This window comes from Myxococcus dinghuensis (assembly GCF_024198235.1).
GTDB classification, from domain to species: domain Bacteria; phylum Myxococcota; class Myxococcia; order Myxococcales; family Myxococcaceae; genus Myxococcus; species Myxococcus dinghuensis.
Genome location: NZ_JAKCFB010000024.1, coordinates 20898 through 40511, shown reverse-complemented (window position 1 = coordinate 40511; position 19614 = coordinate 20898). Strand labels below are relative to the sequence as shown.

Below are 19614 nucleotides of genomic sequence, written 5' to 3'. Positions count from 1 at the left end.
ATCACATCGCCAGGGGCGATGCACGCGCGTCGCTCGGCGCTACTTGCGCGACGACAGCCACGCGACGATGAGCGAGGACAGCGTCGCGGCGGCGGTGGCCTCCGGCAGCGCGCCCCGGAGCATCTCCCGCGAGAGCGCCTCCGCCGCGCCGATGATGCCCACGCAGCGCTGGCGCAGCGCCTCCCGGGGTGCGTCGCAGTAGGGCGCGAGCGCCTCCTGATAGAGGGCCACGTAGCCGTCCAGCACGCGCTGGTAGAAGGCCTCCATCTCCTCGTCGCCCTTCAGCGCGGCGGAGACGGCGTGCAGCTCCGGGCCCATGTCCGCGTAGCAGCGCATGTACGCCGCGCTCATCACCTTGGAGACGTCCTCCAGCTTGCGCCGCGTGCGGCCGATGGCCTCCGTGAGCGCGGTGACCTGCTGGCTGTCGATGCGCTCGTAGAGCGCGATGAGCAGCCCGGAGCGCGTCTTGAAGTGCTCGTAGGGGATGGGCTTGCTGACGCCCGCGCGCTCGGCGAGGTGCCCGAGCGTCAGCGCGTCCGAGCCCTCCTCCCGCACGATGGCCATGGCCGTGTCCAGCAACTGGTCGCGCCGCTGGGCCTTCGGCAGCTTCTTGGATGACGTGTCGCTCATGAGGACGTCGCGGACTCCCCTCCGGGCTTAGCCCCCTCCACCCCGGCTCGCAACCCGCGGGGCGTGGCCGACGAATCCATTGCGAACCTACTTTTGGTAACTTACTAGTCGTAGGGTCAGCGGAACACTCCACCGCGCCGCACCGGCGCCACACCCACCGTCTGCCCGAAGGGGCAGGGGAGCGCATCGTCATGTCCTCGAACACGCAGAAACCGGTCCTCATCCTGGGAGGCTCGGGCGTCGTCGGCTCGTTGGCCGCCCGGACGTTGCGTCGGCTCCATCCCACGTTGCCCATCGTCATCGGAGGCAGGGACCTGGCCCGCGCGGAGGCCGTGGCGCGGGAGTTGGGGCACGCGGAGGCCACGCGCGTGGACCTGGAGCGCGCGGACCTGGGGCAGCCCGCGTCGCGCGCCTATGGCGCCATCGCGATGTTCGTGAAGGACGACTCGCTCCGTTCGCTGCGCTACGCGCAGTCGCAGGGCGCGGCCTACCTGGGCATCTCCACCGGGCTGTTCGAGGTCGCGCCGGAGGTCGCGTACTTCATCCACCAGCCGGGGCGCTCCGCCGTGCTGCTGGACAGCAGTTGGCTGGCGGGCGCGGCGACGTTGGCCACGCTCCACTTCGCCCGCGAGTTCCAGTCGCTGGAGACGATTGAAATCGCGGCGGTGCTCGACGAGCAGGACCTGGGAGGCCCCGCGGCCCTGGCGGACGTGACGCGCCAGGCGGCGGCCACGCAGAGCACGCTGCTGCTGGAGCAGGGGCGCTGGCGCTGGGTCGACGTGGCGTCGTCCTCGCGCACCGTGCGCGGCGTGGACGGGAGCGAGGTCCAGGTCCAGCCCTACGCGTTGCTCGACCCCGCGAGCCTCGCGGCGGCGACCGACGCGAAGTCCATCCGCTTCGACTTGAGGGTGGGCATGTCCGCCGCGCGCCGCCGGGGTGAGCCCTTCTCCACGGAGTTCATCATCGAGCTGGAGGGGACGCGGAAGGACGGGACGCGGGGGCGCGTGCGTCACGAGGTGAGTCACCCCGCGGGACAGGCGCCGGTGACGGCGATGGGCGTCGCGGTGGGGCTCGAGCGGCTGCTCGGGCTCGTGGGCGGCGCACCCGCCGCGCCGGGCCTCTACCTCCCCGAGACGCTCATCGAGCCCGAGCACCTGGTGCGGCGCCTCCAGGACATCGGCACCCGCTTCCATCGCGCGTGACGTTCCTCTCCCTGAACCCATCCATCCGGAGCATCGACATGTCCACGAACACCCTGAAACCCGTCCTCGTCATCGGTGGTTCCGGCGTCGTCGGCCGCCGTGCCGTGAAGGCGCTGCGCCGGCTCCAGCCGGAGCTGCCCCTCTGGATTGGAGGCCGTGACACGAACAAGGCCGCCACGCTCGCCCGCGAGGTGGGGCTGGCGGAGGCGGTGCGCGTCGACCTGGAGCGCGACGACCTGGGGCTGCCCCCCGACGCGGACGTCAGCGGCGTCGTCGTGCTGCTCAAGGACGACACGCTGCGCTCCCTGAAGTACGCGCAGGCGAAGGGCGTGCCCTCCGTGTCCTTCTCCGACTTCGCCTTCGACATCGGGCCGGCGGTGGCGCTGCACGCGCACCGTCCCGCGCGCGCGCCCATCCTGCTGCTCGGCCATTTCCTGGGCGGCGTCATGACGCTGGTGACGCTGCACCTGGCGCGGGAGTTCAAGGTGGTGCACTCCATCGAGGTGGGCGGCCTCTTCGACGAGGAGGACGTGGGCGGGCCCGCCGCGAGCGGCGACATGGAGCGCCTGACGAAGGGCGTGCCCAGCCCGTTGATTCGGCACGAGGGGCGCTTCCTCTGGGCCTCGGGGGACGAGGCGACGCGGGTGTTCCACGGCGTGGACGGCACGGCGTGGACGGGGCGCGCGTATCCGTTGCTCGACGTGCCGAGCCTCGCGGCGGCGACGGACGCGCGCACCGTGCGGCTCGACTTCGCGGTGCGGCCCGTCGCGGCGCGGCCTCCAGGACAGGGGGCGGGGTTGGAGGTGGTCATCGACCTCACGGGGGAGACCGCGGAGGGTGTGACGAAGCGCGTGCGCCACGCGCTCGTGGACCCGGACGTCCATTCGGGGCTCAGCGCGTTGGGCGCGGCGCTCGCCACGGAGCGGCTGCTGGGCCTCGCGGGTGGGGCTCCCGTGGGGCCGGGGCTGCATCACCCCGAAGGCGTGCTCGACCCGGCCTACGTCGTCGAGCGGGTGCGCGAGTCGGGCACGCGTCTCTGGAAGATGTGACGGGACGCCGCGCGAGGTCGTGCCGGGGCGCGCTGTCAGGGGCGGGCGGGATACTGGCGGGAGTCGAGCCACGCTCGCAGGAGGCCGCCCGTGACGAACCCGCTGCCCGCCCCGTCCGCCGTGCCGGTGTCCCAGCCGATGCAACCTCCCGCCGAGCCACGCCCGGAGAAGCAGGGCGCTTCCCGCTTCGACGGCGTGCTCGCGGACAAGGCCGTCGCCGCCCCGCCTGAGGCCCCCGCCGTCCGCCCGGTGGAGGCGACCCCGAAGGCGGAGGGGCCCGTGCTCCACATGGTGACGCAGGTGGCGCGCGACCTGGAGCAGGGCCAGCGCGTGCTCGACCGCATCATCGCCTCCGCCTCCTCGGGCGTGTCCTTCTCCAACGCGGAGCTGCTGTCGCTCCAGGCGTCCATGTACCGCTACACGCAGGAGCTCGACCTCGTGAGCCGCGTGGTGGAGAAGGGCACCAGCGGCTTGAAGGATGTGCTCAAGACACAGGTGTAGCGGCCACGGAGCCTTGCGCCGCTTCGGCGCGGGAGCCGGTGACGGCTCGTGCTCCAGGTGGGCCCCGAGGATGCCTGCATGGAATGCTGACGCCTGCGCCCGTCGAGCAATGCGTGCCCCGTCCATGGCTGCTTGGAACCAGCAATCGTGATTTCGAGGTGTGGCTGCCTCGCCGACGAGACGACTGGGCGCGCAAGGCCTCACGGGAAGGGCGTGTGGTGCTCGCACTTCGGACTGGTGTTCACGTGGAGCGGCGAGATATTCACCCGTCGAGAATCCATGAAAAATCCAGTCATCGCGACACGAGAGCTCGTACGCGGCGCAGCACGGTTTCATGACCTCATCTACGTCATCAGCAAGGGCAAGACGCTGGTCAAGGACGAGATCGCCCACACCAGCGTGGTCAGCGTCGATGGAGATGATTGGGCCGACGGCGTCGACACCGCTTGGAACTCGACGGCCATCGCGGTGGCGAGGCGGCCCTCCGAGAAGATGGTCCTGGTCGGGGAGGATGGTGAGGTCGCGACCTATGTCGGGGGGAAGAGCACGAAGGAGTCGCTGAAGCCCGCGCCGGTGATGATTCGCAATGCGCGCGAAATCGGGGGCCTGGTGTTCGCCTGCGGGATGAAGCGACAGGTCTACAAGCGCGTCGGCGAGGCGAAGTGGGTGGCGATGAACGCGCCGGCCGCGACGGCCACGGAGAAGGCCGGCTTCGAGGCCATCGACGGCTACTCCGAGACCGACATCTATGCCGCTGGATGGGGCGGAGAGGTGTGGCGCTTCGACGGGAAGGGCTGGGCGTCGTGTGACAGTCCCACGCGCGTCGTCCTCAGCGCCGTGTGTTGCGCGCCGGATGGCTCGGTCTATGTGGCGGGGCAGCAGGGGGTGTTGCTGAAGGGGCGTGGAAGCGCCTTCACCGCGGTCGCCTGGGCTGAGGAGGTGACGAGTGACTTGTGGGACCTGTGCTGGTTCCGCGACAAACTCTACGTCGCCACCACGACGGCGCTGTACACGCTGGAGGGCAACCGGCTCGTCGAGGTCGACTTCGGTGCGGTGGGGACCCCCACGTGCCAGAGCCTGACGACGGCGGAGGATGTCCTGTGGTCGATTGGTCGCGACGACGTGGCCTCCTTCGACGGGACCGCGTGGCGGCGCTACGAGTGAGGCGTCGGCGCCCCGGGGCGTAGGAGGGCGCAGCGCGGGAGGTGAGGGACGCTGGCAGGGCACCGATGCGCCGCCCGTTGGGCCGGAGCAGATGCCCTGTCCCTCCCGCAGCCCCACCCCCGCCCAGCCATTCGTCCAGGCGGGGCGAGGCACGGGCCCGGCTCTCCCGAGTGGCGGTGGCGGCTACGGCGCCTTGCGCCGCTTCGGCGCGGGGGGCGGTGACGGCTCGTGCTCCAGGTGGGCGCTGAGCTGGTCGCGGATGGTGAGCACCTGCTCCTTGAGGTCCTGGAGCGCCTCCACCGTGCAGCCCGACGCCGCGAGGATGGCGGGCGGGACACACTCCGCGCGGGCCCGCAGCGCGCGCCCCGCGGGCGTCAGGGTGATGCGCACCAGCCGCTCGTCCGCCGCGTCCCGCTCCCGCCGGACGAGGCCCGCCGACTCCAGGCGCTTGAGCAGCGGCGTCAGCGTGCCCGAGTCGAGCAGCAGCCGCTCCCCCAGCGCCTTCACCGTCACCCCGTCCTCCTCCCACAGCACCAGCATCGCCAGGTACTGCGGATACGTCAGCCCCAGCTTCTCCAGCAGCGGCCGGTAGGTGCGGTTGAGCAGGTGCATCGTCGAGTACAGGCTGAAGCACAACTGCTCGTTCAGGTGCAGCACATCCCGGGGCTTCCTGGTCGTGGGCATGGCCGGCGGACTCGATTCCGGAGGCGCGAGGCCTCCCCTCCCAACATGCTGCCCTATTCCATTGCGCGCAATAGAATTGGGCCCCGGGCCGCCGGGAAGGTTCAGTGCCAGAGCAGGTGCCAGGCGCGCACGCGCGCCAGGAGCGTGACGCCGTCGAAGGGCTTGGTCAGGGTGTCGATGACCAGCGGGTGGTGGACGGGGCGAGCGGCCAGGGCGAGCACGGTGAGCCTGCCGCCCCACCGGGAGTGCCGGTTCAGCCGGGCGAGCAGGTCCCGGCCATCCAGCCTCGGCAGGTCCATGTCGAGCACGACCAGGATGGGCGCGTCATGGACCTCCATCCAGGTGAGCGCCTCGATGGCGTCCTTCACGCCCGCGACGATGAGCCCCTCCGTGGTGAGGACGCCACAGAGGAGGGAACGGAGGTCCTCGTCGTGCACGACGACGAGGACGGTGCCGACGAGGGCGCCTGGAATCACGGGGAGTGACTAGGTCAGCTCCCCGTTGCCGAACAGTGAACATCTGCCGGGTTCGAGTGGCATCAACGTCGCCGCTCAGTGCTCCCCGAACATGGCCAGCAGCACGCGCCGTGCGCGGCGCACCTCCTCCCCGGAGCGGCCGGAGAGGAAGTCGCACAGCTCCGCCACGTCGTCCGTGCGCTCGTGCTCGAAGCCCTGGAAGAGCGTCTTCAAGGAGACGTCCAGCCCCGTGGTCAGCTTTCCCAGCGTCTCCAGGGAGGGAGAGAAGGCACCCCGCTCGATGCGACGGATGGCATCCACGGAGAGGTTGCTGCGCTCCGCGAGGGCCTCCTGCGTGAGCTCCCGGCTGTTGCGGAGCTTGCGCACGTGACCGCCGAATTTGCGATGGAACTTCGTCTTGGTCGCCACCTTGTTTTTCGCGTTCTCCATATGAGGTGAAGGGGAATCTGGGGACGCTCGCCCCCAAGTGAAGTGAAGGTGTTGGCGGGTGCTCATCCGCGCCTTCCCGGTCGGTGGGGAGCCTGGCGGCCGGGAAAATGCGCGGGCGGAAGCTTTCGTCTACGCTGCACGCCGCATGACGGATTCGGAAGTCGGGTGGGGTGGTTGGCGGGCCGTGGTCCCCGCCCTGGCGTGCGGCCTCTTGGTCGCCTGTGAAATCGGCGCCGAGCCCCGGCCCCTCCCCCGCGCACCCGCGCCGCCGGCCCCCGCGCCGGTGGCCGCGCCCGTGTCACCTCGGGCGAGCCCCCCGTCGGCGCCCACGCTGCGTCCACGGGTGATGCCCGCGCCACCGGAGCGCACGCGCTCCATCCAGGAGCTGGCCCAGAAGCTGGGCGCGACGGGGACGGCGGTGGACGACCCGTGCCTGGAGTCGGGCGCGAGCGGCTGCGCGCGCACGGCGCTGACGCCCTGGTTCGAGTCGCTGGACGCGCTGTCGTCGGGGTTGGCGACGGGGCCCTCGGTCATCGAGGCGTTCGGCAACTCGCTCATCGCGGGCGACCGCATCGTGGACATCCTCCGCGACGACCTGGGGGCGGCCTTCGGCGTCTCCGGGCGGGGCGTGCTGCTGGTGGACCGCATGGCGCCGTACGGCGGGCGCGGTCGCACGGGGCTGAGCAAGGGCGGGTGGCAGCCGCGCACGTTGGGCGAGCTGCGCGCGCCGCCGCACCCGTTCGGCATCACCGGCGTGTACCACGTGGCCACCGAGGCCCGGGCGCGCAGCCGCTTCAAGCTGGAGGGCGAGACGCGGGGCACGCTGTGGTGGCTGGACGTGCCGAAGGCGGGCGGCTTCTCCGTCGTCAGCGGCGACCAGGTGCTGGCGAGGACGGAGCCCACCGGCAGCGGAGGGGCGCGCGCCACGCACTTCACCCTGCCGGAAGGCGCCTCGACGGTGGACATCGTGGCGGAGGGCAAGGGCGCGGTGGCGCAGGGCGTGGTGCTCCAGCACGGGCGCCCCGGCGTCATCCTGGACATGCTGGGCGTGCCCTCGGCGGACGCGACGCTGTACGCGCGCCTGGACGACGCGGCGCTGCGCTCGCAGCTCGCCGAGCGCGACCCCCGGCTGCTGCTCTTCTTCCTCGGAGGCAACGAGTCGAAGCGCCTGGAGTGGAAGCGCACGGACATCGACACCCTGCGCACGGACCTGCGCGCGCTCCTGCGCCGCGCCCGCGCCGCCGCGCCGGCCAGCGCCTGCATGGTGGTGGGGCCCATGGACGCGGTGCGCGACACGAAGGCGGACGGCAAGAAGCCCTTCACCCAGCGCCCCTTCCTGGAGGCGGTCGTGGAGGCGGAGCGCGAGGTGACGATGGCGGAGGGCTGCGCGTTCTTCAACCTCTACGCGGCCATGGGCGGCAAGGGCGCGCTGACGCGCTTCCACCAGGCGGGCTTCATGCACGAGGACCTCGTGCACCCGCGTGGCCGGGGCCTGGACGTGCTGGGCCACCTGGTGACGGACGCGCTCCTGCGCGCCTGGGTGGCGGCGCCCCAGGGCCGCCGCGTGGCCGCGCTGACACCCGCACAGACAGCTCCGGCCGCCGCGTCGGAGCGCACCGTGGAGGCCGCGCCATGACGAGGTCCCGGCTGCTGTTCGCCGCGCTGTGGCTCTTCGCCGCGCCGTCGCTGGCGGCGCCGAAGCTCCCCTCCACCTGCGAGCCCGTCGGGGGCGAGGCGGCGGGCGCCGAGGCGGCGTTCACCCCGGAGGCGCGGCAAGCGCTGGACGCCATCGTCCGCGCGGAGCTGTCACAGGGGCCCGTGGCGGGCCTGTCCGTGGGCATCACCCGGGGGAGCCAGCGCTGGGTCTGCGCGTACGGCTACCGGGACGTGGTGAAGAAGCTGCCCGCCACGCCGCGCACCACGTACCGCCTGGCCTCCATCACCAAGTCCTTCACCGCCGTGGCGGTGCTCCAGCTGGTGGAGCAGGGGAAGCTGGACCTGGACGCGGACATCCACTCGCTGGTGGCGTCGTACCCGGCGAAGCAGTGGACCGTGACGGTGCGGGATTTGTTGGGCCACCTGAGCGGCGTGCCCACGTACGACGGGCTCGCCTCCAGCGACAACGTGAAGGCGCTGGGCACGCAGGAGGCCATCTCCGTCTTCGCCCAGAAGCCGCTCTCCTTCGAGCCGCGCAGCCGCTACCTGTACAGCACGTGGGGCTACAACCTGCTGGGCGCGGCGGTGGAGGCCGCGTCCGGCCAGTCCTACCGCGACTACCTGCGCGAGCACGTCTTCCAGCGCGCGGGCATGGCGCACGCGGACCTGGACGTCATCGCCACGCGCGACGAGCACCAGGCGGCGGGCTACCGCGTGAAGGACGGCGTGCTCAAGAGCTCGCGCTTCCTGGACGTGTCCAGCCGCTTCGGCGGTGGCGGCACGCGCGGCTCGGTGGACGACCTGCTCGGCTTCGGCCGCGCGGTGCTCGACCACCGGCTGGTCCGCCGCGAGACGATGGGCCGGATGCAGGCGTCCATGGCCACCAGCGACGGGCGCCTCACCGACTACGGCATGGGCTTCGCCACCTACCCGCTGCGCGGGCACTACCTGGTGGCGCACGCGGGCGGGCAGCCGGAGACGACGACGCTGCTGGTGATGTTCCCCGCGGAGGACACCGTCATCGCCCTGGCCACCAACATCGAGGGCGAGGCCAAGCGGCTGCGGCGGCTGTCCATCCGGTTGATGGAGGGCGTGCTGGAGGACGGCGTCACGCGGCGCGACGCGCACTTCGCGGACCCGGTGGACTCGGTGGTGTACGAGGGGCTGGGGCGCATCGCCAGCTACGGGCTGGCGTACCACCAGTGGGCCACGCGCGGGCCGGGCACGCTGCCGCCGGACGAGGACCTGCCGGGCGCCTTCGCGCGCGTGGCGGAGCTGCTGGACCGCAAGCTCATCGCGAAGGACGGAAGGGCGGCGCTGGAGCGCATCCGCGGCGGGCACGACCCGCGGATGGGCGCCGTCTTCATCCGCGTGGGCGCGCACATGGCGCGGACGCTGGAGAAGGCGCACGGCGCCGAGCGGCTGGCCGCCTACCCCACCGAGGGGCCCCTGTCCTTCTTCGCGGACTACCTGGCCGCGTGCGACGCGCAGGGGCTGCCGGAGGCGGAGCGCTTCGGCGGGACGCTGCGCGCGGACCTCCTGCGCTTCGTGGCCGGCTGGAAGCGCGCGCAGGTGCCGGCGCTGTTGCGCCAGCGCCTGGACGAGGTGAAGGACCCGGAGGCGCACTGGCCCTCGCTGAAGAAGCTGGCCGCGGCGGCGCCCGACGTGCGGCCGGACTTCTCCGACGAGCTGCTGCGCGTCGCCGACGGGTTCGCCTGGCGCAAGCAGCCCGCGCTGCGCCTGCGCTGGCTGGAGCGGGCGGTGGAGCTGCAGCCGCGCAGCGTGGACGCGCGGCTGGCGCTGTCCCAGGCGCTGCTGCTGGCGAAGCGCGACGACGAGGTGGTGCCGCACCTGCGCGAGGCCCTGGCCACGCCCCAGGGCGCGCTGGCGCTGGCGCCCGCCGCGTTCCTCAAGCGCGTGGTGTTGGAGGCGGAGAGCGCCCAGGTGGGGTTGGGGTTGGTGCGCGCGGGCGTGGCGCTGCACCCGGACTCCCCCGAGCTGTGGGAGTCGCTGGCGAAGCGCGAGCGCTCCCAGGGACACAAGGCCGAGGCCAAGGCGGCGCTGCGCCAGGCCCGGCGCGCGCGCGAGGGACGTCCGGAAGTCACGGCTCCCTCGGAGTCCACGGGTCGCACCGGCGCGGAGCAGCAGGGCAGCGGGCCGGTGCCGGATGACCACGGCCTGGTGCGCTCCCGACAATCCCCCTGAACCGGGAGGGAGTGTGCGAGGATGACCGCGTGCCAGGCATTCCGTGTCCCTCGTGTCAGGCCTACATCGTTCCCGGCTCGTTGTTCTGTGGGAAGTGTGGCCATTCCTTCGTGCGTCAGGCGGTGCCGGAGTCGGGCGAGCCCGTGTGCTCCGTCCACCCGGACCTGGTCAGCGTCCAGGCCTGTGAGCGGTGCGGCGCGTTCTCCTGCGCGAAGTGCCTGAGCGTGGGCGCGCGCGGCGAGGCGCTGTGCGCGAAGTGCATCGTCCGCGAGCCGGCGGAGCTGCTCCCGTGGGACCGGCGGGAGGAGCTGGGGCTCCTGAAGGCGTTCTGGAAGACGTGCGTGGAGGTCATGCTGCGGCCCACCGTGACGTTCGAGCGGGTGCGGCCGGACGGGTCCATCGGCAGCTCGCTCGGCTTCGTCGCGCTGGCGTGGACCGTCGGCATGCTGACGACCTTCCTGCTCTACGGGCTGATCCTCGCGTTCATGCCGTGGGACACCCTGGCGGCGAGGGACGCGAAGATGCCCTCCGGCATGTTCATGCGGGGGACGATGATCGCCATCTTCTTCTTCTACCTGCTCCTGATTCCGGTGCTGGGCGCGGTGGGGTCGCTGGTGCTCGCGGGCATCGACCACCTGGTGCTGCGGATGGCGGGGGTGACCCAGCAGACCTACTCGGTGACGCTGAGGGCGCACGCCCTGTCGATGGGGGTGTACCTGGCCGGACTCGTCCCGCTGTGCAGCGCGTACGTCATCCCGTTCTGGTCCCTGGGCATCCGGGTGGTGGCCTACCGGAGCATGCACCGCACCACGTGGGGGAAGGGCGCCCTGGGCGCGCTGGTCGCGCCGGTGGGGTTCGTCGTCCTGGGCTGCGGCTTCTACCTCGCGATGGTCGCGTTCTTCATGAGCGCGCTCCCGAGCGCGCGCTGAGCCCCCGCCGGACGCGGGCGCTCGAGCGACTTGTGCTCCTGGGCCGTCGCGGCCCGCGCTACTGGGCCGTGGCGGGGCTCGACGGAATCGCGGCGGTGACGGTGCGCTGCTTGGGCCAGAAGCGCGCGTCGTGCACGTCCTCCAGCGCGGCCAGGCGCTTCTTGGCGCGCGCGTCGTAGATGCGCGCGGCCCGGTCCGACGCCACCAGCAGCAGCGGTCCCCGCGCGCGCAGCTCGATGACCGACGTGGGGCCCAGGGCCAGCGACTCCGGCTCCACGAGCCTGTCTCCCAGCTCCCAGCGCAGGGGCGGCATCAGCACCGGCAGCTCCCGCGCCGCGCGCCACGCGTACAGCGGGCCGCCGTGGGTCTCCAGCGAGACCCACTCGCCGTATTCCGTGTGGCCCTTGTCCTTCACCACCGCGTCCAGGCGCGCCGTGTCCTCGCTGCCCTCGGAGAACTCCGTCGCGGCGGGCGCGTCCGGGTCCGCGCCGAACGTGGAGGACACCAGCATGCTCGCCGTCGCCAGCGCGCCCGTGCCCACCGCGTCGTCCGTCTCGTACACCGTGGCCACCGTCTCGATGCGCTTCCACGCCTCGCCCTCGCGGCGGTACGCGTGCGCCAGGCCGGGGCTGCCCTCCGTCTCCGGCACGGGCAGCTTGCGCCCGTCCACCACGAAGTGCTCCTCGCCGCGCTCCGTCTTGCGCGTCAGGCCCTCCAACTGCGACACGAGCGCGAAGACATGGCCCTGCGCGTCATAACCGAGCGTGTCGGTGTGGCCGTCCTCGGGCAGGGGCAGGGGCAGGCCCTGGCCCGCCTCGAAATCCACCGTCCAGGCGCGTGGCCTGTGCTCGCCACCGCCCCGGTCCACCAGCGCGCCGTGCTTGCCGTCCGGACTCCACGTGAGCCCCAGCCGGGCGCAGGGCGCGTCCACGGTGGCCAGGGCCTTGCGTATGCCCGCGGTGTCCTGGCGCGTCCACGTACAGCCGGACGGCGCCGCGTCCTGCAGCAGCGAGAGGGAGAACGGGGGAGCGGGTTCGACGGTGGGCGTGGGCGCCGGAGTCGTGGGCGCGGGGTCCTCTGACTTCTTGCAGGCGCCGACGAACAGCACGGAGCCGAGGAAGAACGCGGGGCCAAGGCGGCGGAGCATGAGGCTCTCCGGTGCGGGGTTTTCTCCCACCATCGCAGAACGGTGGGAGTGGGAGGAAGGCACCCGTGGAGTACACCCACGAGGCCTTGCACGAGCCCAGCCCTCTTCTCTACACCATGCCCCCCACGTCTCGTCGCCTGGGTCTCAGACGAGCCACCCTGTCTCATCCAGGAAGAGTGTCTCGCTGAACATCGTCGAGTCCGCGTCCTCGTTCCATTCGTGGGATGCGAACAGGTCCTCACCGTCCTTCACGGTGAGCAGGACCTTCAGGTCCTTGAGCGCGTGGGGTTCGACGGTGAGCGGATCATCCGAGAGCACGACCAGGTCGGCGCGCATGCCGGGCGCGATGGTGCCCTTGGTGCCCTCCTCCGAGTAGAGCGTGGCGTTGCCGCGCGTGAGGCCCACGAGCGCGTCCCTCACGCCGACGCGCTGCTCCTCACCCAGCACCGCGCCGGAGCGGGTGGTGCGGTTCACCGCCGCGTCGAGCAGGCGCAGCGGCTCCAGCGGCACCACGGGCGCGTCCGAGTGGAGCGACAGCGTCATGCCCCGCCGGAGCGTGGAGGCGAGCGGGCTGATGCGCCGCGCGCGCTCGGGGCCGAGCGTCTCGCGCAGGTGCCAGTCCCCCCAATAGAAGGTGTGGACGTTGAAGTAGCTGGGGAGGATGCCCAGCTCCCGCATCGCGTCGAGCTGGTCCTCGCGCACCGTCTGCGCGTGGACCATCACCGGGCGCAGCGGCTTGGGGCCGTGCTTCGCGCGCGCGGCGCGGACGGAGGAGATCATCATGTCCGACGCCGCGTCGCCATTGCAGTGCACCAGCAGTTGGATGTCCTCCGCGTAGGCCTTGTCGAACCACGCGTCCAGCTCCTGCTGCGACACCACGGAGCGGCCGCGATAGTCCGCGGGCTCGCCCTCCGGGGGCCGGAGGTAGGGGCGCGTGAGGTAGGCCGTCTTGCCCTGGGGCGAGCCGTCCGCGGTGATCTTCACGCCGCCCACCTTGAGGCGGCCCTGGTAGTCGCCCACGCGCTTGCGCGCCTTGAGCGCGGAGAGGGCCTCCGGTGAGGACGTCGTCTGCTCGCGCGCCTCGCGGTCGCAGTCGTGGCGGTGCGTGGCGTGCGCGCGGGGGGCGACCCGGGGGGAGAGGGCCTCCGTGAGCGTGGTCCACTTCGGGTACGCGACGATGTCGATGAGCAGTCGCCCCTGGCGGGCGGCCTCCTCGAGCAGGGCCAGCGCGGCGGGCGACGTCTGGCCCTCCTGCGCGGTGGTGACGCCCCGGCTGGCGTAGTGGAGTTGCACCTGCTCCAGGGTGCCCAGCAGTTGTTCGGGCGTGCGTTGTGGCAGGTGGGCGAGCAGCCCGAACACGGCCTGCTCGGTGACGACGCCCGTGGGGACCCCGTCCGCGTCCCGCCAGATGCCGCCGCCGGGCGGGTCCTCGGCGCCGGGGACGTAGCCGGCCTGCTCCAGGGCGAAGTGGTTCGCGGTGGCGAGGTGGCCGGAGACGTGGACGAGGACGATGCCGTGCGTGGTGGAGAGCGTGTCCAGCTCGTCGGCGAGCGGGTGGCGCTTCTCCGCGAGCAGCGAGTCGTCGTAGCCGACGGCGACGACGGTGGTGCCTTCGGGCGGCGCGCTCTCCCGCAGGTGCCGGCGCATGCGCGTGAGGATGTCGTCGAGGGATTCGACGTCGCCCGCGGGAGGTGGGCTCAGGTCGGGCCACCCCCAGGTCTCCACCATGGCCGCGATGTGCGAGTGGCCGTCCACGAAGCCGGGCACCAGGGTCCGGCCCAGCAGCGGGATGACCTCCGTGTCGCGGCCGCGGTGCCTGAGGACCTCGTCGCGCGAGCCCACGGCGAGGATGCGGTCGCCCCGGAGCGCGACGGCCTCCGCGACGGGCCGGGCTTCGTCCAGGGTGTGGATGGTGCCTCCCTCGAAGATGCGGTCGGCGAGGGGGAGGGCCGTCTGGGACGGCGGGCGTTTCGTGCTCATGCGAGGGGTCCGGGGACGGGGCGTGGCTTCACCCCGAAAGGTGTGTCGCGCGCGCGTGCGCGTCCATGGGCCCCCGGGGTCGGAAGAGGGTTGTGCCTGAAGCCCTTCGCCGGGCGAGAGGCCGTGCGGCCCGCGAGCGCCCTGGTGTGGATTGCCCGTATGCGCGGACGTCCCCAGCCTGCCTGGAGGAGGCGCGGGGTGGGGGCCACCGCACGCACGACATGTCCATCGACGACACCATCGACCTGTCGAGACCCGAGGTGCGGGAGCACGTCCTCTCGCTGGGCACGCTCGCCGCGGACCTGCTGGGCGTGTTCGCGGGCTCGGTGCTGGGCGCGCTGCTGGCCGAGCGCCGGAAGCTGGACCTGATGGGGTTCCTGGTGCTCGGGCTGGTGTCTGGGATTGGGGGCGGAGTCCTGCGCGACACGCTGCTCCAGGCGGGGCCGCCGTTGGCGCTGGTGCGCCCCATCTACCTCGTCGCCGCGTTCGTGGGGGCCTTCGCGGCGTTCATCTTCGAGCTGCGGCACGGGCCCACGGTGAAGCTGCTGATGTCGCTGGACGCGCTGACGCTCGGCTCGTTCGCGGTGGCGGGGGTGCAGCGCACGCTCGAGGTGGGCCTGTCACCGGGGACGGCGCTCCTGGTGGGCATCATCACCGCGGTGGGCGGAGGCATGATTCGCGACGTGCTCATCCGGCGAACGCCCACGGTGATGCGGCCGGAGCCGGGCTACTACGCGCTGGCGGCGCTGGCCGCGAGCGCGGTGTGCCTCGCGCTCTCCCTCTCCGGGCACAAGCGCCTGGCGCTGCTGGCCGGCATCGTCGTGGGCGCGCTGGTGCGCGTGTTGTCCGTCCGCCACGGCTGGCGGCTGCCGGTGAAGAAGACGCGCCGGCCACAGCCGAACGTGAAGGGGGATGACTTCGGCGGCATGGAGGAGCCGAGGTAGCGGGCCGCGCACGTGTGCATCCTCGGGTCATCGCCATGCGGGCGAGTCCGCCGTTCCGTGTTTGTGACAGGAGGCTCCACGGAGGGCGCCTGGTGAGCGGATACACTGCGACCCGTCTCGTGCCGCGAGGACGTCTCGGGGCGCGGGTTCTCCTCCCGCACCTCCGGAGCCACCCATGCGACGCCTTGTCGTCCTGTTCACGGCGATGTCCCTCACGGCCTGTGTCCGCACGACGGGAGGGGCGCCCGTGGCCACTCCGGCCGAGTCCGCCGCGGCGGCGCGGGAGGACGCGTCGGAGGCGGGCTTCCTGGCCTGGAGAGGGGAGCACGCGTCCGCGTTGCCCCTGTTCCGTCGCGCGTGGGCGCGAGGGGGCCGCGGCCGGTTCATGGCCTATGACGCGGCCTGCTCGGCGGCGCTGCTGGGGGAGGACACGGAGGCGCTGCGGTGGTTGGGGCGCGCGGTGGACGAGGGGCTCGATGAGCTCGCGCGACTGCGTGAGGAGCCGAGGTTGGCGCGCGTCCGGGGGCTACCGGGCTACGCTGTCCTCGAGCAGCGCGTCGCGGAGGCCGAAGCGAAGGCGCTGCGCGCGACGGACCCCGCGCTGCGCGACGAGTTGATTGCTCACGCGGCGGAGCACCACGCGGTCCGTGAGACCGTCCTCGCGTCCAACCTCCGGGGCGAGGCGGCCAGGAAGCGGCTGGAGGAGGTCGACAGGCGCAATGCCGCCTGGCTCGCGGAGGTCGTCGCGCGCAAGGGCTGGCCGGACCATGCCACGGTGGGGCCACGCGCCTCGTTCGCGGCGTGGCTGCTGGTGCAGGGCGCGAACCACGACGTGGCGTTCCAGGCGCGGGTGCTGCCGATGCTGGAGGAGGCCGTGGCGCGGGGAGAAGGCTCGGCGGCGAACCTGGCGCACCTGACGGACCGCGTGTTGGTGAACACCGGCAAGCCGCAGCGCTACGGCACCCAGATGGAGGAGGTGGACGGCGTCATGGTGCCCAAGACGCTCGAGGACCCGGCCGGGGTGGACGCGCGCCGCGCCGCCGTGGGGTTGGGAACGATGGAGGAGTACAAGGCCGTCTTCGAGCGCATGCGGCAGCAGCAGGCCGCGGGCCAGAAGTGAGGCCCGCCCGTCGCCCACGCGGCGCGGCGGACGGGCCCTGGCGCGAGGCGCGCGGACTACTCGCTGAACAGCTCCGCGGAGCTGAACAGCTCCGGCTCCTCCTGGCTGGTGCCGCCGGCGACGAGCACCCGGCCGTCGTCCAGCAGGGTCGCGGTGTGGCCCGAAATGGAGGCGTCGCCGCCCACCGCGAAGAGCGTCCAGGAGGCGGGGTCGAAGACCTCCACCGAGCCACCAATCTGGTTGCGCGTGCCGCGCGCGACGAGCACCTTGCCCGACGGCAGCAGCGTCAGCGAGTGGCCCGAGCGGCGGGACTCGTTGGCGTAGGAGACGTACTCCCACTCGTTGTCCTCCGCCCAGAACAGCCAGGCGCCGCTCTCGAAGCGGGCCTGCTCCTGACCCACGGCCAGGACCGCGCCCTGCGGCAGGAGGACGGCCGCGTGGCCGAGGAAGGCCGGCGGCGCCGCCGCGGGGCCCCAGGAGCCACGGGCCGGGTCGAAGCGCTCCGCCACGCCGTTGACGCCGTTGTCGTTGATGGCCAGCACGCGCCCGTCCGGCAGCAGCGTCGCGCTGATGCGACCCTCGACCGCGCCCATCGGGCTCACGGTCGTCCACGCGCCCGTCGCCGGGTCGTAGACCTCCGCGCTCTTCAGGGCCGCCGCGCCGAAGCCGCCCGCGACCAGCACCTTGCCGTTGTTCAGCAGCACCGCCTTGTGGCCCCGGCGCGCCGTCGCGAGGCTGCCCGTGGCGCTCCAGGTGCCCGTCGCCGGGTCGTACAGCTCCGCGCTGGCCAGCGTGGCGGTGTTCTGGCCGCCGACGACCAGGACCTTGCCGTTGTTCAGCAGGGTGGCCGTGTGGCCCTGCCGCGCCGTGGAGAGGTTCGCGCGCGCGGACCAGCCGTTGGTGGCGGGGTCATACGCCTCCGTCGTGGCCGTGGCCGCCGCGGAGGACGGGCCGGACGTCCAGCTCGTGCCGCCCGCGACGAGCACCTTGCCGTCGGACAGCAGCGTGGCGGTGTGCGAGGTCCGCGTCCGGCTCATCGACGGCGCGACGGCCCAGGGCGACGTCAGGCTGGCCCGGCTGGAGACCGTGGGCGCGGCGGCGAACGCCGTGCTCGCGCCGGTCATCGTCGCCAGCGCACCGCACAGGCCCAGGCTGAGCCACGTCTTCGTTGTGGTTGCTCGTGTCATACGTTCCTCGTGGTGGTGGGTGAGGTCCGCATTGTGACGGGAGGGGCCGACGTTCCGCTGGGGCTTCCGCGTCAACAACGCGTGACGACGCGGTGTACCAGTCACTGAGTTACATTGGAAATGCGGTAGTTTTTACGGAGGCGGCGGTGTCGGTGCGACATCGCGCCGGTCGTTCCGTTCACCAGGGATGCCGGTGTCCGGACGTCGCGCTCAGGGCGCGGAGGCCCACAGCTCCACCTGCTGGGCGCGGGCCCACTCCAGCTCGCGTCCCACGGTGACGGGGTAGGGCGGATGCGCGGGCGTCAGCGCGCGCACCTCGGGCGGGAGGCGGGAGATTTCGCGTCGCGCGTGCGCGCGGGCTTCCGCGAGCGTGGGCATCGCGCCCACCAGCCGCCGGCCGGCGCGCATCACCGGCCTCAGGAGCGGCCGTCCCCGGGCGACGTCCGAGCGCCGCACGAGGACATCGCCGTGAGCGACGTCCTGGGCCTCCTGCCGGTACACCTGCTTGGCCCCCGGCAGCAGCACCTTGCCCTCGGACAGCTTCACCCGCGGCGCTCCCGCGTACTCCACCAGCTTGTAGGCCATGTCCAGCGAGGGCGCGTCCGCGGACACGCCCATCGCGGTGCCCACGCCGAAGCTGTCGAGCGGGGCGCCGCGCGCGAGCAGCTCCGCCACCTTGTCCTCGTCCAGCCCTCCGCTGGCGACCAGCCGCACCTGCTCCAGGCCCGCCTCGTCGAGCATCTCCCGCGCCGCGCGCGACAGGGCGAGCAGGTCGCCGGAATCGAGCCGCACCGCCGGCACGCGGAACTCCTCCCCGCGCTCGCGCGCCAGGCGGATGACGTGCTGCACGCCTCGCAGCGTGTCGTAGGTGTCCACCAGCAGCGTCGCCTCCGGGTAGACGCGGGTGAAGTCCCGGAACGCCTGCAGTTCGTCGTCGTGGACCTGCACGTAGCTGTGCGCCAGGGTGCCGGACAGGGGAATCCCGTAGCGCTTGCCCGCGAGCACGTCGGAGGTCGAGTCCACGCCCGCCAGGTACGCGGCCCGCGCGGCCTTCAGCCCCGCGTCCGTGCCGTGGATGCGCCGCAGGCCGAACTCCATCACCGGACGCCCCGCCGCCGCCTCCACCACGCGCGCCGCCTTGGACGCGACCAGCGTCTGGAAGTGGAGCTGGTTGAGGAGGAACGTCTCCACGAGCTGGGCCTCCGGCAGCGGGGCGCGCACCTCCAGCAGCGGCTCCTGGGCGAACACCGGGGTGCCCTCCGGCATCGCGTCCACGTCCCCGCTGAAGCGGAAGCGCTCCAGCCACGACAGCAGCCGGTCCGAGAAGCGCCCCAGCGACGCGAGCCACTCCAGGTCCTCCGGGCGGAAGCGAAGCTGCTCCAGCCCCTCGAGCGCGTCCTCCAGGCCGGCGGCGAGCAGGTAGTTGCGACGGGCGGGGAGCCGCCGGACGAAGAGGCTGAAGACCGCCTCGTCCCACTGTCCCTCCGCCAGGTACGCCTCCGTCATCGTGAGCTCGTACAGGTCCGTCAGCAGCGCGATGTCCGGCTCCATGGCTCGTCGTTCCTCTCCGTGTGGTGCGCCCCGTCACTCCAGGGGCGACCTCGTTGGCCGGCTCGTGCCCGGCGCGCGCGGGAGGTGCTTTTTCCGGGCCAGTCCGTGGACCGGCCTCACGCTGGAGCGCTGGCTCCCGCCTGCGGCGACGTCGCGCCCGCCACCCACCGCTCCAGCTCCGCTCGGGGCATCACGCCGCTGCGCCGCGCCACCTCGCGTCCTCCCGCGAACACGACGAAGGTGGGGATGCCCTGCACGCCCAGCGTGCTCGCGGGCCGTGGGTGCTTCTCCGTATCCAGCTTGAGCACCAGCAGCCGCCCCACCTGGGCGCGGCCCACGGCGTCCACGATGGGGGCCGCCGCCCGACACGGCGCGCACCAGGGGGCCCACAGGTCCAACAGGATGGGCACCGGAGAGGAGACGATGGCCCGGTCGAGCCCCTCGCCATCCACCTCTTGCGGCGCGCCCGTCAGGTCCAGCGCGCGGTGGCACCGACCACACTCGGGGGTACCCACGGGGCGGGGCTCTCGCACGCGATTGAACGCACCACAGGCAGCACAGCGGAACATGACGCGCCTCCTTTTCGCTCGGAGCCTCTTCACTGGAAGGTAGGCCGCGCGGGCTCCAGGCGCGTCCCTCCGGAGCACGCATGTAACGGCGGCCTCGCCCGCCCGCCAGGGCTGGAGCCGGCGGGGGCTTTGCGTGCTCCGGCGGACATGTGCAGCTTTTGCGCGGCCGGGGGCACTCCCCAGCGGACCCC

18 protein-coding genes are annotated in these 19614 nt (G+C 72.6%); 9 read left to right on the top strand and 9 right to left on the bottom strand.

The annotated features are described in order from the left end of the window. Window positions 1–39: 39 nt before the first annotated feature. Entirely contained in the window at window positions 40–630 is a 591-nt protein-coding gene (locus tag LZ198_RS27355; RefSeq protein ID WP_253975015.1) for a TetR/AcrR family transcriptional regulator, read from the bottom strand. A 191-nt stretch (window positions 631–821) separates the two neighbouring features. Here LZ198_RS27355 and LZ198_RS27350 point away from each other — a divergent pair, with 191 nt between their 5' ends. From LZ198_RS27350 to LZ198_RS27335, 4 genes are all read left to right on the top strand, one after another. Further along, window positions 822–1832: an NAD(P)-dependent oxidoreductase gene (locus LZ198_RS27350; protein ID WP_253975014.1), complete on the top strand. Its 1011-nt coding sequence runs from the start codon at window positions 822–824 to the stop codon at window positions 1830–1832. Between the two features lie 38 nt (window positions 1833–1870). After that, window positions 1871–2881: an NAD(P)-dependent oxidoreductase gene (locus LZ198_RS27345; protein WP_253975013.1), complete on the top strand. Its 1011-nt coding sequence runs from the start codon at window positions 1871–1873 to the stop codon at window positions 2879–2881. A 90-nt stretch (window positions 2882–2971) separates the two neighbouring features. Further along, window positions 2972–3382, top strand: a complete 411-nt coding sequence (locus LZ198_RS27340) for an ATP-dependent helicase HrpB (RefSeq protein WP_253975012.1) — start codon at window positions 2972–2974, stop codon at window positions 3380–3382. A gap of 279 nt (window positions 3383–3661) precedes the next feature. After that, on the top strand, window positions 3662–4546 hold the full coding sequence (locus LZ198_RS27335; protein WP_253975011.1) for a hypothetical protein: 885 nt from the start codon (window positions 3662–3664) through the stop codon (window positions 4544–4546). Window positions 4547–4729: 183 nt separating this feature from the next. On the opposite strand, the gene LZ198_RS27330 is transcribed toward LZ198_RS27335, so the two are convergent. From LZ198_RS27330 to LZ198_RS27320, 3 genes are all read right to left on the bottom strand, one after another. Beyond that, window positions 4730–5230: a MarR family winged helix-turn-helix transcriptional regulator gene (locus LZ198_RS27330; RefSeq protein ID WP_253975010.1), complete on the bottom strand. Its 501-nt coding sequence runs from the start codon at window positions 5228–5230 to the stop codon at window positions 4730–4732. A gap of 101 nt (window positions 5231–5331) precedes the next feature. After that, a complete protein-coding gene (locus LZ198_RS27325) occupies window positions 5332–5706 on the bottom strand; it encodes a response regulator transcription factor (protein WP_253975009.1) in 375 nt (124 codons plus the stop codon). A 75-nt stretch (window positions 5707–5781) separates the two neighbouring features. After that, window positions 5782–6114, bottom strand: coding sequence for a helix-turn-helix domain-containing protein (locus LZ198_RS27320; protein WP_323382940.1), 333 nt, complete (start codon window positions 6112–6114; stop codon window positions 5782–5784). Window positions 6115–6319: 205 nt separating this feature from the next. Here LZ198_RS27320 and LZ198_RS27315 point away from each other — a divergent pair, with 205 nt between their 5' ends. From LZ198_RS27315 to LZ198_RS27305, 3 genes are read left to right on the top strand one after another with little or no spacing between them, the layout of a single operon-like run. After that, the gene (locus LZ198_RS27315) at window positions 6320–7771 is read left to right on the top strand and encodes a GDSL-type esterase/lipase family protein (RefSeq protein WP_407667473.1); all 1452 of its coding nucleotides are present in this window, start codon (window positions 6320–6322) and stop codon (window positions 7769–7771) included. Continuing rightward, the gene (locus tag LZ198_RS27310) at window positions 7768–9996 is read left to right on the top strand and encodes a serine hydrolase domain-containing protein (protein ID WP_253975006.1); all 2229 of its coding nucleotides are present in this window, start codon (window positions 7768–7770) and stop codon (window positions 9994–9996) included. Before LZ198_RS27315 ends, LZ198_RS27310 begins: the two co-directional genes overlap by 4 nt. Window positions 9997–10025: 29 nt before the next feature. Continuing rightward, on the top strand, window positions 10026–10925 hold the full coding sequence (locus LZ198_RS27305; protein WP_253975005.1) for a YIP1 family protein: 900 nt from the start codon (window positions 10026–10028) through the stop codon (window positions 10923–10925). A gap of 58 nt (window positions 10926–10983) precedes the next feature. On the opposite strand, the gene LZ198_RS27300 is transcribed toward LZ198_RS27305, so the two are convergent. Further along, a complete protein-coding gene (locus LZ198_RS27300) occupies window positions 10984–12072 on the bottom strand; it encodes a hypothetical protein (RefSeq protein ID WP_253975004.1) in 1089 nt (362 codons plus the stop codon). Between the two features lie 144 nt (window positions 12073–12216). Then, the gene (locus LZ198_RS27295) at window positions 12217–14052 is read right to left on the bottom strand and encodes an amidohydrolase (protein WP_253975003.1); all 1836 of its coding nucleotides are present in this window, start codon (window positions 14050–14052) and stop codon (window positions 12217–12219) included. Window positions 14053–14273: 221 nt separating this feature from the next. Between LZ198_RS27295 and LZ198_RS27290 the strand changes: the two genes are divergently transcribed. Together LZ198_RS27290 and LZ198_RS27285 are read left to right on the top strand one after the other, a co-directional pair. Then, window positions 14274–14996 carry a trimeric intracellular cation channel family protein gene (locus LZ198_RS27290; RefSeq protein ID WP_253975002.1) on the top strand — a complete coding sequence of 241 codons (723 nt, stop codon included), beginning with the start codon at window positions 14274–14276 and terminating at the stop codon, window positions 14994–14996. Between the two features lie 175 nt (window positions 14997–15171). Next, complete coding sequence (locus tag LZ198_RS27285) at window positions 15172–16116, top strand: DUF6624 domain-containing protein (RefSeq protein ID WP_253975001.1); 945 nt, start codon at window positions 15172–15174, stop codon at window positions 16114–16116. A 56-nt stretch (window positions 16117–16172) separates the two neighbouring features. Here LZ198_RS27285 and LZ198_RS27280 read toward each other — a convergent pair whose 3' ends face one another. The 3 genes from LZ198_RS27280 to LZ198_RS27270 form a co-directional block, all read right to left on the bottom strand. Then, window positions 16173–17303, bottom strand: coding sequence for a Kelch repeat-containing protein (locus LZ198_RS27280; RefSeq protein WP_253975000.1), 1131 nt, complete (start codon window positions 17301–17303; stop codon window positions 16173–16175). A 210-nt stretch (window positions 17304–17513) separates the two neighbouring features. Further along, window positions 17514–18854 (bottom strand): nicotinate phosphoribosyltransferase, encoded by a 1341-nt coding sequence (locus LZ198_RS27275; RefSeq protein WP_253974999.1) that lies wholly within the window; start codon window positions 18852–18854, stop codon window positions 17514–17516. A 116-nt stretch (window positions 18855–18970) separates the two neighbouring features. After that, a complete protein-coding gene (locus LZ198_RS27270; RefSeq protein ID WP_253974998.1) occupies window positions 18971–19423 on the bottom strand; it encodes a thioredoxin family protein in 453 nt (150 codons plus the stop codon). Between the last annotated feature and the right edge of the window lie 191 nt (window positions 19424–19614).